Raw genomic sequence first — 13,141 nt, 5'->3', positions numbered from 1 at the left:
GTCAGGCTCCGACCGCGTGGAACCCGCCGTCCACGTGGACGACCTCGCCGGTGGTGGCTGGGAACCAGTCGGACAGCAGCGCCAGGACCGCCTTCGCGGCGGCCTGCTGGTCGCCCAGGTCCCAGCCGAGCGGCGCCTTGCGTACCCACTCGTCCTCGAACTGCTCGAAGCCCGGGATCGACTTGGCCGCCATCGTGCGCAGCGGGCCGGCCGAGACGAGGTTGCTGCGGATGCCCTGCTTGCCGAGGTGCAGCGCGAGGTAGCGGGAGGCGGACTCGAGGCCGGCCTTGGCCACGCCCATCCAGTCGTACACCGGCCACGCGTACTGCGCGTCGAAGGTCAGCCCGACCACCGACCCGCCGCGGCCCATCAGCGGCAGCGCGGCCATCGCGAGGGACTTGTACGAGTACGTGGAGACGTGCAGCGCGGTGCTCACGTCCTCCCAGCTCGCGTCGAGGAACCCGCCGCCGAGGCAGCTCTGCGGCGCGAAGGCGATCGAGTGCACCACGCCGTCGAGCCCGTCGACGTGCTCGCGCACCTTGTCCGCCAGGCCGGCGAGCTGCTCGGCGCTCTGCACGTCGAGCTCGATGACCGGCGGTGGCTCGGGCAGCCGCTTGGCGATCCGCTCGACCAGCGACATCCGGCCGAAGCCGGTCAGGACGACCGTGGCGCCCTGCTCCTGGGCCAGCTTCGCGGTCGAAAACGCGATCGACTGATCGGTGATGACGCCGGTGATGAGCAGTCGCTTGCCGGCGAGCAGTCCTGACACGTACGCACCCTTTCGTTCGCTGGACGATGCCTCAGTGACCCATGCCCAGGCCGCCGTCGACCGGGATGACCGCGCCGGAGATGTATCCGGCGGCGTCGCTGGCCAGCCAGGTCACCGCGCCGGCCACCTCGTCCGGTGCGGCGAAGCGGCCGGCCGGGATGAGCCTCTGGTACTCGGCCTTGCGCTCCTCGGGCAGCGCGGCGGTCATGTCGGTCTCGACGTAGCCCGGCGCCACCACGTTGGCCGTGATGTTGCGTATGCCCAGCTCGCGGGTGATCGAGCGGGCGATGCCCACCAGACCCGCCTTGCTCGCGGCGTAGTTGACCTGGCCGGGCGAGCCGTAGAGCCCGACCACGGAGGAGATGAAGACCATCCGGCCCCACCTCGCCCGGAGCATCTTGCCGGCGGCCCGCTTGGCCAACCGGTACGCCCCGGTGAGGTTGGTGTCGATCACGCGCGTGAACTGCTCCTCGGACATCCGCAGCAGCAGCGTGTCGTCGGTGATGCCGGCGTTGGCCACGAGCACCTCGACCGGCCCGAGCTCGGCCTCGATCGTGCCGAACGCCGCGTCGACGGCGGCCGTGTCGGTGATGTCGCACTGCACGCCGAAGAGGTCGCCCGGCACACCGCTGCCGCGGTGGGTGACGGCCACCCGGTCTCCCTGCTTTGCGAACGCCTGCGCGATCGCCAGGCCGATCCCCGGTTGCCCCCGGTCACCAGCACGGTGCGGGCCATCGTCGTCCCCTCCACTCTTGACGGCGTCGGCCCAGACACTACCGGGGTATGACACCAGGGATCACACCACGGCGGTACGACGCGATTGATCACACACCGTAACGTGCGAGTCGTGGCTTTCTCATCGCTCGGCATGTGGGGCGGGCTCAAGCGGCTCGCCCGCGGTCCGGACTATCCGCCGGTCACGGTACGCCTGCCGTGGCGGCGGATAGACGTCCTCGCGCCGGGGATCGCCGGCCTCGCGCTGATCGGCGTGACGGTCGCCACCGCGCAGTACCTCATCGACAGCCGTGGGCTGCCGGCCCTCACCGCCGTGCTCATCGCGATCCTGTCCGTGCTGCCGGTGCTCTTCCTGCTCCGGCGGCCGCTGTGGGCCTGGCGGTTCATGTTCCTCGGCCAGCTCTTCGGCACGTTCAACAACCGCGACGACGAGGTCTGGCCGTGGAGCCCCGTCCAGGTCGTGGTGATCCTGCTGGTCCTGCTCGTCGTCGGTGCCCGGGTGGACCGGCCGGTGCTGGCGTGGATGTCGGTGCTCACCCTCATCCCGGTGTGGATCTTCGTGAACCCGAACAACGTCGGCGGCATCACGGTGCTCTTCGTCGTCGTGGCCGTCGTCGCCGAGGTGATCGGCCGGATCGCGCGCAGCCGCAGCAGCCTCAGCGAGCAGCTCGCCGAGCAGTCCGAGGTCAGCGAGCTGGAGAAGGCGCGGCGTACGGTACTGGAGGAACGCACCCGGATCGCGCGGGAGATGCACGACGTGGTCGCACACCACATGTCCATGATCGCGGTACAGGCGGAGACGGCGCCGTACCGCCTGCCAGACCTGCCCGAGAGCGCCCGCGCCGAGTTCACCTCGATGGCGATGGCCGCCCGCCAGGCCCTCACCGACATGCGCCGGCTGCTCGGCGTGCTGCGCAGCGAGGACAGCGAGCGGCTCATCGCACCCCAGCCCGGCATCGGTGACGTCCCCGAGCTCGTCGCCGCGGCGCAGCGGGCCGGTGTGCGCGCCGACCTCGACGTGGCCGACGGCGAGCTGCCGCCCGAGCCGGTGGGCCTGGCGGCGTACCGGATCGTGCAGGAGGCGCTCGCCAACGCGAGCCGGCACGCGCCGGGCGCGGCGGTGCGGGTGGAGATCCGCCCCTGGACCACCGACCTCAGCGTGCGTGTCCACAACGGACCGCCCACGACCTCGCCGGCCGACTCGCCCGGCGAGGGGCACGGCATCGCCGGCATGCGCGAGCGGGTGACGCTGCTCGGCGGCGAGCTGGTGACCGGGCCGACCGCCGACGGCGGCTTCGCGGTGGCCGCCCGCCTGCCGTACGCGCCGCCGCCGGAGCCGGACGCCGACGGGAGCGGTGAATGATCAGGGTGCTCATCGCCGACGACCAGGCGATGGTGCGCCAGGGGTTCGGCGCGCTGCTGGCCGCCCAGCCCGACCTGGTGGTCGTCGGCGACGCGGCCAACGGCGCCGACGCGGTCACCGCCGCGCGGCGGCTCGACCCGGACGTCGTACTCATGGATGTCCGCATGCCCGTGCTCGACGGCCTGGAGGCGACCCGCCGCCTGGTGGGCGACCGCCCGGCGGGCAGCGAGCGGCCGCGGGTGCTGATCCTGACCACGTTCGACCTCGACGACTACGTGTACGAGGCGCTGCGCGCCGGCGCCTCCGGCTTCCTGCTCAAGGACGCGCCCGCCGCCGACCTCGTGCAGGCCGTGCGCATCGTCGCCGGCGGCGAGGCGCTGCTCGCGCCCTCGGTGACGCGGCGGCTTATCGCCGAGTTCGCCGCCCGCCCCACCCGCAACCGCCCGCGCCCCACCGCGCTGTCCGCGCTGACGCCGCGGGAGACCGAGGTGCTGCGGCTGATCGCCCGCGGACTGTCCAATGGGGAGATCGCGGACAGCCTCGTGGTCGCGGAGCAGACCGTCAAGACCCACGTCGGGCGGATCCTCGCCAAGCTCAACCTCCGCGACCGGGCACAGGCGGTCGTGCTGGCGTACGAGACGGGTCTGGTCGCCGCGGGCGAGTAGCCCTCGCGTACTAGGGGGAAAGGCCCTCCGCGGTCCGACGCCCCGCGTCCGGCCGGCGGCTGACGCTGTGCGGCATGACCCGGATCCGGTACGCCGCCACCGCCGCCCTGCTCGGCGCCGTGCTCGTCGCGCCGCCCCACGACGCGGGCGCCGCCACGCCCGTGCGCGCGACTGTCGACGCCGTCGGTCGACCGTCCACAGCGGACCACATCGCCATCCTCGTGCCCGGCGTCGGCACCACGGCGGAAAACCTCTCCCGCACGACCGGCGCGATGGCCCGCGCGCTGTACGCCTCGGCCGCGCCACGGGCCGGCTCCGGCGAGGTCGCCGTGGTCGCCTGGCTCGGGTACCGGCCGCCGGAAGGGCTCGGCATCGACGCGGCGCGCGAGTCGTCCGCGGCGGCGGGTGCGCCGGCACTGGCCCGCTACGTGAGCGAGCTGGTCGCCGGCCGCCCGGACGTGCGGGTGACGCTGATCGGCCACAGCTATGGCGCCGTGGTCATCGGCCTCGCCGCCTCGGTGCTGCCGCCGCAGGTGACCGACCTCGTCACGCTCGGCGCACCCGGCATGGGCGTGGACCGCGCGGCCGACCTGCGCACCACCGCCCGGGTGTGGGCCGCCGAGTCGCCGCACGACTGGATCCGCTTCGTACCCGGCCTCCGCCTCTTCCACCTCGGCCTCGGCACGCACCCGGCGGACTCGTCCTTCGGCGCGACCCTCCTGCCGGTGGACGGTGTGGACGGCCATCCCGACTACCTGACCGACGGCTCAGCCACGCTGGGCGCGGTAGCCGGCATCGTGGCGGTGGGCTCGTGAACGCCGGCTTCGGATCGAGCCAGCCCCGGGACCGCGCGATCGACACCATCCGCGCCGTGGCGATCTGCGGCGTGGTCGTCGGGCACTGGCTCGTCACCGGGCTGGTGCTCGGACCGGGCGGCGGGCTCGACCAGGCGAGCCCGCTGCGCGCGCTGCCGTCGTTCGCGCCGGTGACGTGGGTGCTGCAGACGCTGGGGCTGTTCTTCTTCGCCGGCGGGTACGCCGCTGCCCGCTCCCGCCGCCCCCTCGGCCGCCGGCTGCTGCGCCTCGCGCTGCCGGTCGCCGGCTTCGGTGCACTGTGGACGCTGGTGCTGGTGCTTGCCGCCGCGGCCGGGGTACCCGCTGTGACGATCGACACCGTGGACACGCTCGTCGTGAGTCCACTGTGGTTCCTGCTGCCGTTCGTCGCGCTGCTGGCGCTGACCGGCCCGCTCCGCCGCGTCGGGCCACTCGCCGCCCTTCCGGCGGTGGCGGTCGTCGGACTCGCCGACGCCGGCCTCGGCGCGCTGCCGCTGACGGTGCTGGCGGCGTGGCTCGTGCCGTACACGCTGGGCATGGCCCTGGCCACCGGCCGCCTGGGCGGGCGCGGCACCGGGATCGCGCTGCTCGGCGGCGGCGCGCTCGCGATGGTCGTGCTGATCCGCTGGCTGGACTATCCAATGAGCGCGGTCGGCGTGCCCGGCGAGGGTCGGTCGAACCTGTCGCCGCCGTCGCTGTTCACGGTCGCGCTGGGCACCGCGCAGATCGGCGTGGCGCTGCTGGTCCGCCCCTGGCTCAACCGCCGCCCCGCGCCACCGGCCGTCGCCGCGCTCAACCGCGCCGCCATGCCCATCTACCTGTGGCACCAGAGCGCGCTGATCGCCGTGGTGGCGGGCATGGCGTGGCTCACCACCGGCGCGCCGGTGCCCGGCCTGCACACCGCACCCGACGGGCTGTCCTGGGTGGCCGCGCGGGCGCTCTGGTTCCCCGTGTTCGCAACGGTTCTGGCCGCGGCCTGCGCGGTCTTCCCGGATCCGACCGGCCGCGCGGACACCGCACGCCGACCGATCGGCCAAGTGGGTGCGGCGGGGGCCCGGGGTGTACGATGACGCACGGTTCTGAGCCCGGCCGACTTATGGAGGTGATCGCTGTGCGAGATAGCGATCCCCCTAGTCATAGCCGGGCCACGCGTCAGCTGAGCTGACCGGTCTCTCCTCTCCCTTATGCGCTCCGGGCCAGCGGCCTTGGGCGCCCCGTCGCGCGTACCGCCACCGGAGAACCGCCATGAACCGTTACGCTGCCCCGCTGGGCTTCACCCTCGCCGCCGTGTGGGTCGTCGTCCTCTTCGTACTTGTCTGACGCCCTCACGCTGCGCACCGAGCGGCTCGACCTGCCGCCGCTCGACGCGTCGCACCTCGACGAACTGGCCGCCATCTACGCCGACCCCGCGGTCTCGGCGTACATCGGCGGCTCCAAACTGTCCTATGAGGGCACTCGCGCCCAGCTTGCCGTCTTCGAGGCCATCTGGCGCGAACACGGCCACGGCCAGAGCGCCGTGATCGAACGCGCCTCCGGCCGCATGATCGGCCGCGCCGGCCTGCACCACTGGCCCGGCGGGATGCTGGAGCTCGGCTACGTACTGGCCCGCGACGCCCAGGGCAAGGGCTACGCCCGCGAGGCCGGCGCCGCCTGGCTCGCCTGGACGTGGGCCAACCTCCCGAACGACCACATCACCGCGGTCATCCACCCGGAGAACACCGCGAGCATCACCCTCGCCGCGCGGCTGGGCTTCCACTTCGACCACCGGACGGACCAGCTCACCGGCACGACCGTCAGCATCTACCGCCTGGACCGCCCGCCGGCCGCTTGAAGCTCTAACCCGCGCCGCGCGCAGCCAGGTCGGTGGTCGCCCCTGCCCAGATTTGGGCTACTGATAGTCACCGGCGGTGACGCGCTACGGCAGGCGGCTGCTCCAGAGCAGGCTCATGCCACCCGCCACGAGCGCGAACAGCAGCCCGATCCCCGCGTACCACTGCGTCACCTCGCGCGGCTCCACGCGGTGGCCGATCGAGCTGCCCATGTCCTCGTACACCTGCTTGAGCTCGCTCACCGACGCCGCCTCGTAGAAGAAGCCCTGCGTGGTCTCGGCCAGCTCGGCCAGCGCGAGCCGGTCCACCGGCACCGGCTGGAGCTGACCGCCGATGTCGACAACGCCCGCGTCGGTGCCGAAGGCGATCGTGGAGACCGGCACGTTCGCCGCGCTCGCGGCCGCCGCGGCCTCCTCGACCGAGCGGCCCGACGTGCGGTACCCGTCGGAGAGCAGCACGATGCGCGCGGGCGGGATGCCCTGCGCCCCGTCCGCCGGCACCGACCGCACCGCCTCCAGGCAGGTGAAGACAGCCTCGCCGGTCGCCGTCGCCTCGGCCAGGGTGAGGCCGTCGATGGCCTGCTGCACCGCGAGCCGGTCCTTGCTCGGCGGCACGAGCACGTTGGCCGACTTGGCGAAGGAGACGAGGCCCAGGTTGTAGGTCGGGGGCAGCTCGGTCACGAACTGCTTCGCCGCCTCCTGCGCCGCCTCGATGCGGCTGGGCGCCACGTCGTCCGCCTCCATGGACAGCGACACGTCGATCGCCAGCATGATGGTGGCGCGTTCGAGCGGCTCCTCGCGGTCGACCGAGGGGCGAGCCATCGCGGTGGCCAGCGCCAGCAGCGCGAGCAGGAACGTGCCCGCCGCCACGTGCCGCCGCCACCCCAGGCCCTTCGGCGCGAGCGTGCGGAGCAGGTCGAGGTTGGCGAAGCGGACCGCGTACTGCTTGCGGCGGAACTGCCGCCACACGTACGCGGCCGCGAGCGCGACCACCGGCAGCAGCGCGAGCAGCCACCACGGCTCGAGAAAACGGATCATCGCGTCGTCCCTCGGGTGCGTGCGTGCCGCTGGGCGGCGACGAAGCGGACCATGTCCAGCAGCCAGTCTGAGTCGGTGCGCAGGCGCAGGTGTGCGGCGTTCGCCGCGCGCAGGGCCTGTGCGATGGCCGCGCGCTGCACCCCGGCCGCCTCCGCGTACCTGCGGCGCAGCTTGGGATCGGACGTCTGCACCTCGTGCAGCGCGCCGGTCTCCGGGTCGACGAGCGCGAGCACGCCGACGTTGGGCAGCTCCAGCTCGCGGGGGTCGACCACCTCGATCGCCAGGACGTCGTGGCGGACGCCCAGCTTGCGCACGGGCCGCGCCCACTGCTCGACCGGCGCGAGGAAGTCGGAGATCACCACGGCCACACCCCGGCGGCGCGGTGGGCGGTTGAGCATGTCGATCAGGGCACCCAGGTCGGAGCGTCCGGGCCTGATCTGGGTACGGGCGATCGCGCGCAGCAGCCCCTGCGCTTCCTTGCGCCCGGGGCGGGCCGGCAGCCGCTGCGTGTGCGAGCCGGTGCCCACCACCGCGCCGATGCGGTTGCCGCCCCGGACGGTGAGGTGGGACAGCGCGGTGGCCGCCGCGATCACCAGGTCGGACTTGAGGTGGCGGGCGGTGCCGAAGTCGAGGCTGGCCGACAGGTCGACCGCCAGCCAGGTCTCCAGCTCGCGGTCGGCCACCGTCTGCCGCACGTGCGGAAACGTGGTGCGCGCGGTGACCGGCCAGTCCATGCGGCGCACGTCGTCGCCGGGGCGGTACTCGCGGGACTCCCCCGCCTCCGTGCCCGGGCCGGGCAGCAGCCCCACGTAGTCACCCTGCAGCAGCCCGTCGAGCTTGCGGGTGACCAGCAGCTGCAGCCGCGAGAGCACGGCGTCCGCGCGCGCCGTGGTCTGGCCATCAAGCGGAGGGCTCACGGCAGGTTCGGCCACGCACCGGCGGGCTGTGGCGCACCGGGCGGCGGGGCGCCGACCGGCGGGGCGGAGGCGGGCGCGGGGCCGGGGCTGGCGTTCTGCCGGGGAGCGACGGTGGGCAGCGGTACCGACGCCATCACCCGGGCCACGATGTGGTCGGCGGGCACGTCGTCGGCGAGCGCGTCGTAGCTGAGCACCAGGCGGTGGCGCAGGATGTCCGGCGCGACGTCCTGCACGTCCTGCGGCAGCGCGTAGTCGCGACCGCGCATCAGCGCCAGCGCGCGGGTGGCGCGCACGATGCCGAGGGAGGCGCGCGGGCTCGCGCCGTACTGGATGAGGGGCGCGATGTCCGGGATGCCGTGCTCGGCCGGCGTGCGGGTGGCGAGCACCAGCCGCACCGAGTAGTCGACCAGCGCGTTGTGCACGAACACCTGGTCGGCCTTGCGCTGGAGCCCGATCAGGTCGGACGGCGTGAAGATCGCGGAGGGCTCGGGCGGGCTGACACCCATCCGGTACACGATCTCGCGCTCCTCGGCGTCCGTCGGGTACCCGACAATGATCTTCATAAGGAAGCGGTCGCGCTGTGCCTCGGGCAGCGGGTAGACACCCTCCTGCTCGATCGGGTTCTGCGTGGCCATGACCAGGAACGGGTGCGGCACCTCGTGCGTCTCGCCGCCGATCGACACCTGCTGCTCGGACATGACCTCCAGCAGCGCCGACTGCACCTTCGCCGGCGCCCGGTTGATCTCGTCGGCGAGCAGGAAGTTGGCGAACACGGGGCCCAGCTCCACGTCGAACTTCTCGCTCGACTGCCGGTAGATCCGGGTACCGATGATGTCGGCCGGCACCAGGTCGGGGGTGAACTGGATCCGGGCGAACGTGCCGCCGGTGACCCGGGCCAGCGTCTCCACCGCGAGCGTCTTGGCCACGCCCGGCACGCCCTCGAGCAGGCAGTGGCCGCGCGCCAGCAGGGCCACGAACATCCGCTCGACCATCCGATCCTGGCCCACGATCACGCGCTTGACCTCGAACAAGGCGCGTTCGAGCAGCGTGGCGTCCTGTGCGGGCGTGCTGCTCTCGACGGACGAGGCGGGCACGTCGGGGCGCTCGGGCGTGGTCGCGTTGGCCACCGGTCCTCCACTGCGGTACGGCGTCATCGGCATAGCGGCGAGGTGCTGCCGCACCAAGCCTTACACGCCCAGCTAACCAGCCGGGGTCACAGCGCCGGAAATCCGGTCCGTGCCGCGCGTCGTGGCTGGTCGGGGGCGCCGAACGTCCGGGCGCCGCTACCGCTTCCGGACAGACGCCAAACAGGCACGACCAACGGGTAGACATGAGGGGGTTTTCAGTGTGTACGATTCAGCCGTCGCCGGGCGGCTTCCCCGTGGCCGCCCGGCGCTCTATCTACCCCGTGCTCGTAGACTCCGTGCGTGAAGTGCTCCGCGCGAGGATGCAAAGAGCAGGCGGCCTGGGCCCTCCGGTGGAATAACCCCAAGATCCACGAGCCGGACCGGCGCAAGGTGTGGCTGGCCTGCGAGGCTCACCGGGAGCACCTGGCCGACTTCCTCGCGGCCCGTGGGTTCCTCCGCGAGATTGACCGTAGCCTTGACGCGTGACGACGCCCACCAGCGCACTGGAGCCGTGGCCGGAGACCGTCGAGTGGCGACCGGTGTCGCGTGACCTGATCTGGGTCGAGCTGATCAGCCTCGCATCATTCATGATCTTCGTTTACGCAGGTCTCATCGTCGCCTGGGCCCTCACCGGGCACTGGATCTTCGGGCTTGCCCTGGCCGCCGCCGTGGTCCTGACCGCCTGGCGGGTCACGGTGATCTTCCGGGCGGTCAAGGCCTGGGGGTACGCGGAGCGCGACAACGACCTGCTCGTGCGCCACGGGCTCCTGGTGCGCCGCCTGTCGATCGTCCCGTACGCGCGGATGCAGTTCGTCGACGTCACCGCCGGCCCGCTGGAGCGCGCGTTCGGGCTGGCCAGCGTCCAGCTGCACACCGCCGCCGCGGCCACCGACGCCAAGATCCCCGGCCTGCCGCCCGACGAGGCGTCCCGCCTGCGTGACCGCCTGACCGCCCTGGGCGAGGACCGCGCGGAGGGCCTGTGAGCGAGCGAGTTGGCGCGGCGGCGTCTGGACTGAGCGGCCCCGCCGACGCAGTCGGGGTTTCGGGCCGCGAGGGAAGACGCCGCCTTCAGCGCCGCACGAGCGAGCGAACCCGGAGGCGCTGTGAGCGAGCGAGTTGGCGCGGCGGCGTCTGGACGCAGCCGGCCCGCCGACGAAGTCGGGGTTTCGGGCCGGCGGAGGAAGACGCCGCCTTCAGCGCCGCACGAGCGAGCGAACCCGGAGGCGCAGTGAGCGAGCGAGTTGGCGCGGCGGCGTCTGGACGCAGCCGGCCCGCCGACGAAGTCGGGGTTTCGGGCCGGCGGAGGAAGACGTCGCCTTCAGCGCCGCACGAGCGAGCGAACCCGGAGGCGCTGTGAGCGAGCGAGTTGGCGCGGCGGCGTCTGGACTGAGTGGCCCCGCCGACGCAGTCGGGGTTTCGGGGCCGCGAGGGAAGACGTTGCCTTTGGCGCCGCACGAGCGAGCGAACCCGGAGGTGCTGTGAGCGTGGATGCGTCCGTCGCGGGTGAGCCTCGGCGGCGGCTGCACCCGCTGACGCCGCTGCTCAAGGGGGCCCGCGCGCTCGTCGTGATCATCGCCGCGCTCTCCTGGCAGACGCTGGGGCGGGTGGGGCTCGGGTGGTTCGCCGCCATGGTGGTGGCCGCCCTCATCGGCCAGGTGATCCTGTCCGTAATCAGCTGGTACTTCACCGGCTACCAGGTGGTCGCGCGGGAGCTGCGGATACACGAAGGGCTCGTGTTCCGCCGCACGCGGGCGATCCCCCTGGAGCGGCTGCAGTCGGTCGAGGTCGTACGCCCGCTGCTCGCCCAGCTCACCGGCCTGGCCGAGCTGCGGCTGGAGGTGGTCGGCGGTGGCAAGACGGAGGCGCCGCTCGCGTTCCTGACCGTCGACGAGGCGCGGGCCCTGCGCGAACAGCTGCTGGTGCTGGCCGGCAAGGCGAGCGCGACCGCACCGGCCGAGGCCGCCGACGGGGAGGCGGCGCCGCCCGCCGCGCACCCGGAGAAGCCGATCCACGCGGTCACCAACCGTGACCTGCTGATCAGCCAGCTGCTCACCCCGCAGACGCTGTTCATGCCGTTCGGCGTCGCGTTCGTGGTGGTCCAGTTCGCGACCGAGGCGACCTGGTCGTTCATCGGCATCGCGAGCACGCTGACCGCGATGGCCGGCGTGCTGCTCCAGCCGGTGCGCCGGATCCTCGCCGACTGGAACTTCCGGCTGGGCCGCCAGGACAGCTCGCTGCGGGTACGCGGCGGCCTGCTCGAGACGCGCAGCCAGACGGTGCCGCTCGACCGGCTGCAAGGAGTCGCCGCGACCTGGCCGCTGCTGTGGCGGCGCCGGCGGTGGCTGCGGCTGCGCGCGCACGTGGCCGGCATCGCCATGCCCAACTCGGGCGACGACTCCGGCGGCGGGCGCCTGCTGCCGGTCGGCGACGCGGAGTCCGCGCGGGTCGTGCTCGCCGAGGCGCTGCCGGGGGTGGCGCTGGACGAGATCGCGTTCACCGGCCCGTCGCCGCGGGCCCGGTGGCTGCACCCGTTCGAGTTTCGGGTGCTCGGCGCCGCGCTGACCGATCAGGTGGTCGCGCACCGGCAAGGGCTGCTGACGCGGCAGGTGCTCGTGGTGCCGTACGCGCGGATCCAGAGCGTGCGCGTCGTGCGCGGCCCGCTGCAGCGCCGGCTCGGCCTCGCCACCGTGTACGCGGACACGGCCGGCGGTCCCAGCGCCGCGGCCCGGGACCGCGACGTCAGCGAGGCGTGGGAGCTGGCGGCGACGCTGGCGGAGCGGTCGCGGGCGGCTCGCTCGGTTGCGGCGGCTGAGCGCTGAGCGTCCTGCGCCGCGCCCACCACCGCTCGCCCTGACGCGGCGGCTGAGCACTGAGCGCCTTCCGCCGGGCCCACCACCGCTCGCCCAGCCCCACCGCGAGGAACGTCAGCCCGACGTACGCCCAGCCGACCAGCACGTCGATCACATAGTGCTCGCCGGAGTACACGAGGGTGAAGGTCATCGCGAGGGGGTACGCGAGCAGCAGCGGCCACCAGCGCTTGCGCACCACGTTCAGGAAGAAGGCCACCACGAAGAGCGCGAACGCGGTGTGCAGCGACGGCATCGCGGCCACCGGGTTGGCGGCGACCTGGCCCACGTTGAGCATGTTGCCGGCGCCGTGCATGCCCATCGCCTTCCAGCCGCGCGTGGAGATGCGGGCGACATCCTCGATCAGCCCGTAGCGGGCGGCCCACCACGGCGGCGCGGCCGGGTAGAGGAAGTACGTGGCGAGGCCGGCGAGGGACAGGAACACCCAACGCCGCATGAACGCCGCCCACCGCGGCCGGGAGACCAGCCACAGCACCACCGCGACGGTCAGCGCGACGACGAAGTGGGAGAAGTACACCCAGCTGACGAGCACGTCGTACCAGTGGACCTGGTCCGGGTCGTACAGGTGATCCTGCAGCCACACCGTGGGCACCTCGCCACCGGTGGCCCACCCGAACATCCAGCGGTCGGCCGCGACAAGCTCCAGCACGTGCGGTGTGGCGCCGTTGTCGGCGAAGCCGCGGGACAGGTTGTACCCGACCAGCAGCAGCACGATCGGCAGCCAGTCGCGGGCGAAGCTCAGGTGGGAGCGCCACGGCCGCTCGATCCGCCACGCGATGGTGGCGGTCCACAGCCAGCCGAACGCGTACAGCGGGTCGGTGGGCAGCCCGATGAGCAGCCAGCCGGCCACGAAGAGGACCGCCCAGACGCCCATCGCGATCACCTGGCGCCGCCGGTCGCGCACTGGTGGCGGGGAGTCGGCGGGCGCGGGGGAGATCGTCACGGCCATCGGGTCCAGGTTAACCATCGGGGTACGGCGAAGGGCCGCTGGGCACGTTC

Annotated in this window: 12 protein-coding genes and 1 pseudogene; 7 read left to right on the top strand and 6 right to left on the bottom strand. The window is 73.1% G+C overall.

What is annotated here, in order from left to right; genetic code table 11:
- Position 1 precedes the first annotated feature (1 nt).
- Together fabI and fabG are read right to left on the bottom strand one after the other, a co-directional pair.
- Positions 2-769, bottom strand: a complete 768-nt coding sequence (gene fabI / locus Phou_RS49695) for an enoyl-ACP reductase FabI (protein WP_173071890.1) — start codon at positions 767-769, stop codon at positions 2-4.
- 31 nt (positions 770-800) lie between these two features.
- Positions 801-1,504: pseudogene (fabG, locus tag Phou_RS49690) on the bottom strand (3-oxoacyl-ACP reductase FabG).
- Positions 1,505-1,616: 112 nt separating this feature from the next.
- Here fabG and Phou_RS49685 point away from each other — a divergent pair.
- The 5 genes from Phou_RS49685 (at position 1,617) to Phou_RS49665 (ending at position 6,196) form a co-directional block, all read left to right on the top strand.
- Positions 1,617-2,867, top strand: a complete 1,251-nt coding sequence (locus Phou_RS49685) for a sensor histidine kinase (protein ID WP_246274871.1) — start codon at positions 1,617-1,619, stop codon at positions 2,865-2,867.
- Entirely contained in the window at positions 2,864-3,532 is a 669-nt protein-coding gene (locus tag Phou_RS49680; protein ID WP_173071888.1) for a response regulator, read from the top strand. The genes Phou_RS49685 and Phou_RS49680 overlap by 4 nt, the downstream gene beginning before the upstream one ends.
- Before the next feature lie 74 nt (positions 3,533-3,606).
- A complete protein-coding gene (locus Phou_RS49675) occupies positions 3,607-4,347 on the top strand; it encodes an alpha/beta hydrolase (protein ID WP_173071886.1) in 741 nt (246 codons plus the stop codon).
- Positions 4,344-5,435 (top strand): acyltransferase family protein, encoded by a 1,092-nt coding sequence (locus tag Phou_RS49670; protein WP_173071884.1) that lies wholly within the window; start codon positions 4,344-4,346, stop codon positions 5,433-5,435. Before Phou_RS49675 ends, Phou_RS49670 begins: the two co-directional genes overlap by 4 nt.
- A gap of 242 nt (positions 5,436-5,677) precedes the next feature.
- Entirely contained in the window at positions 5,678-6,196 is a 519-nt protein-coding gene (locus Phou_RS49665; protein ID WP_173071882.1) for a GNAT family N-acetyltransferase, read from the top strand.
- An 84-nt stretch (positions 6,197-6,280) separates the two neighbouring features.
- On the opposite strand, the gene Phou_RS49660 is transcribed toward Phou_RS49665, so the two are convergent.
- The 3 genes from Phou_RS49660 to Phou_RS49650 are packed head-to-tail and all read right to left on the bottom strand — an operon-like array spanning position 6,281 to position 9,275.
- On the bottom strand, positions 6,281-7,231 hold the full coding sequence (locus Phou_RS49660; protein ID WP_173071880.1) for a VWA domain-containing protein: 951 nt from the start codon (positions 7,229-7,231) through the stop codon (positions 6,281-6,283).
- Positions 7,228-8,163: a DUF58 domain-containing protein gene (locus Phou_RS49655; RefSeq protein WP_173071878.1), complete on the bottom strand. Its 936-nt coding sequence runs from the start codon at positions 8,161-8,163 to the stop codon at positions 7,228-7,230. The genes Phou_RS49660 and Phou_RS49655 overlap by 4 nt, the downstream gene beginning before the upstream one ends.
- Entirely contained in the window at positions 8,145-9,275 is a 1,131-nt protein-coding gene (locus Phou_RS49650) for an AAA family ATPase (RefSeq protein ID WP_246274870.1), read from the bottom strand. The genes Phou_RS49655 and Phou_RS49650 overlap by 19 nt, the downstream gene beginning before the upstream one ends.
- A gap of 482 nt (positions 9,276-9,757) precedes the next feature.
- Here Phou_RS49650 and Phou_RS49645 point away from each other — a divergent pair, with 482 nt between their 5' ends.
- Positions 9,758-10,258 carry a PH domain-containing protein gene (locus Phou_RS49645; RefSeq protein WP_246274869.1) on the top strand — a complete coding sequence of 167 codons (501 nt, stop codon included), beginning with the start codon at positions 9,758-9,760 and terminating at the stop codon, positions 10,256-10,258.
- A 495-nt stretch (positions 10,259-10,753) separates the two neighbouring features.
- Complete coding sequence (locus tag Phou_RS49640; protein WP_173071877.1) at positions 10,754-12,094, top strand: PH domain-containing protein; 1,341 nt, start codon at positions 10,754-10,756, stop codon at positions 12,092-12,094.
- Here the strand turns inward: Phou_RS49640 and Phou_RS49635 are convergent.
- Entirely contained in the window at positions 12,015-13,091 is a 1,077-nt protein-coding gene (locus Phou_RS49635; protein ID WP_173071875.1) for a phosphatase PAP2 family protein, read from the bottom strand. The two genes, Phou_RS49640 and Phou_RS49635, sit on opposite strands and share 80 nt — an antisense overlap.
- Positions 13,092-13,141 lie beyond the last annotated feature (50 nt).

Source organism: Phytohabitans houttuyneae (assembly GCF_011764425.1).
Classification (GTDB): Bacteria; Actinomycetota; Actinomycetes; order Mycobacteriales; family Micromonosporaceae; genus Phytohabitans; species Phytohabitans houttuyneae.
This window is presented reverse-complemented; position numbering and strand designations above follow the sequence as displayed.

What these genes read in the sequence shown, in the direction of transcription:
- Phou_RS49660 (WP_173071880.1), bottom strand. Translation starts at nt 7,231, where the DNA reads ATGATCCGTTTTCTCGAGCCGTGGTGGCTGCTCGCGCTGCTGCCGGTG.
- Phou_RS49680 (WP_173071888.1), top strand. Translation starts at nt 2,864, where the DNA reads ATGATCAGGGTGCTCATCGCCGACGACCAGGCGATGGTGCGCCAGGGG.
- Phou_RS49675 (WP_173071886.1), top strand. Translation starts at nt 3,607, where the DNA reads ATGACCCGGATCCGGTACGCCGCCACCGCCGCCCTGCTCGGCGCCGTG.
- Phou_RS49635 (WP_173071875.1), bottom strand. Translation starts at nt 13,091, where the DNA reads ATGGCCGTGACGATCTCCCCCGCGCCCGCCGACTCCCCGCCACCAGTG.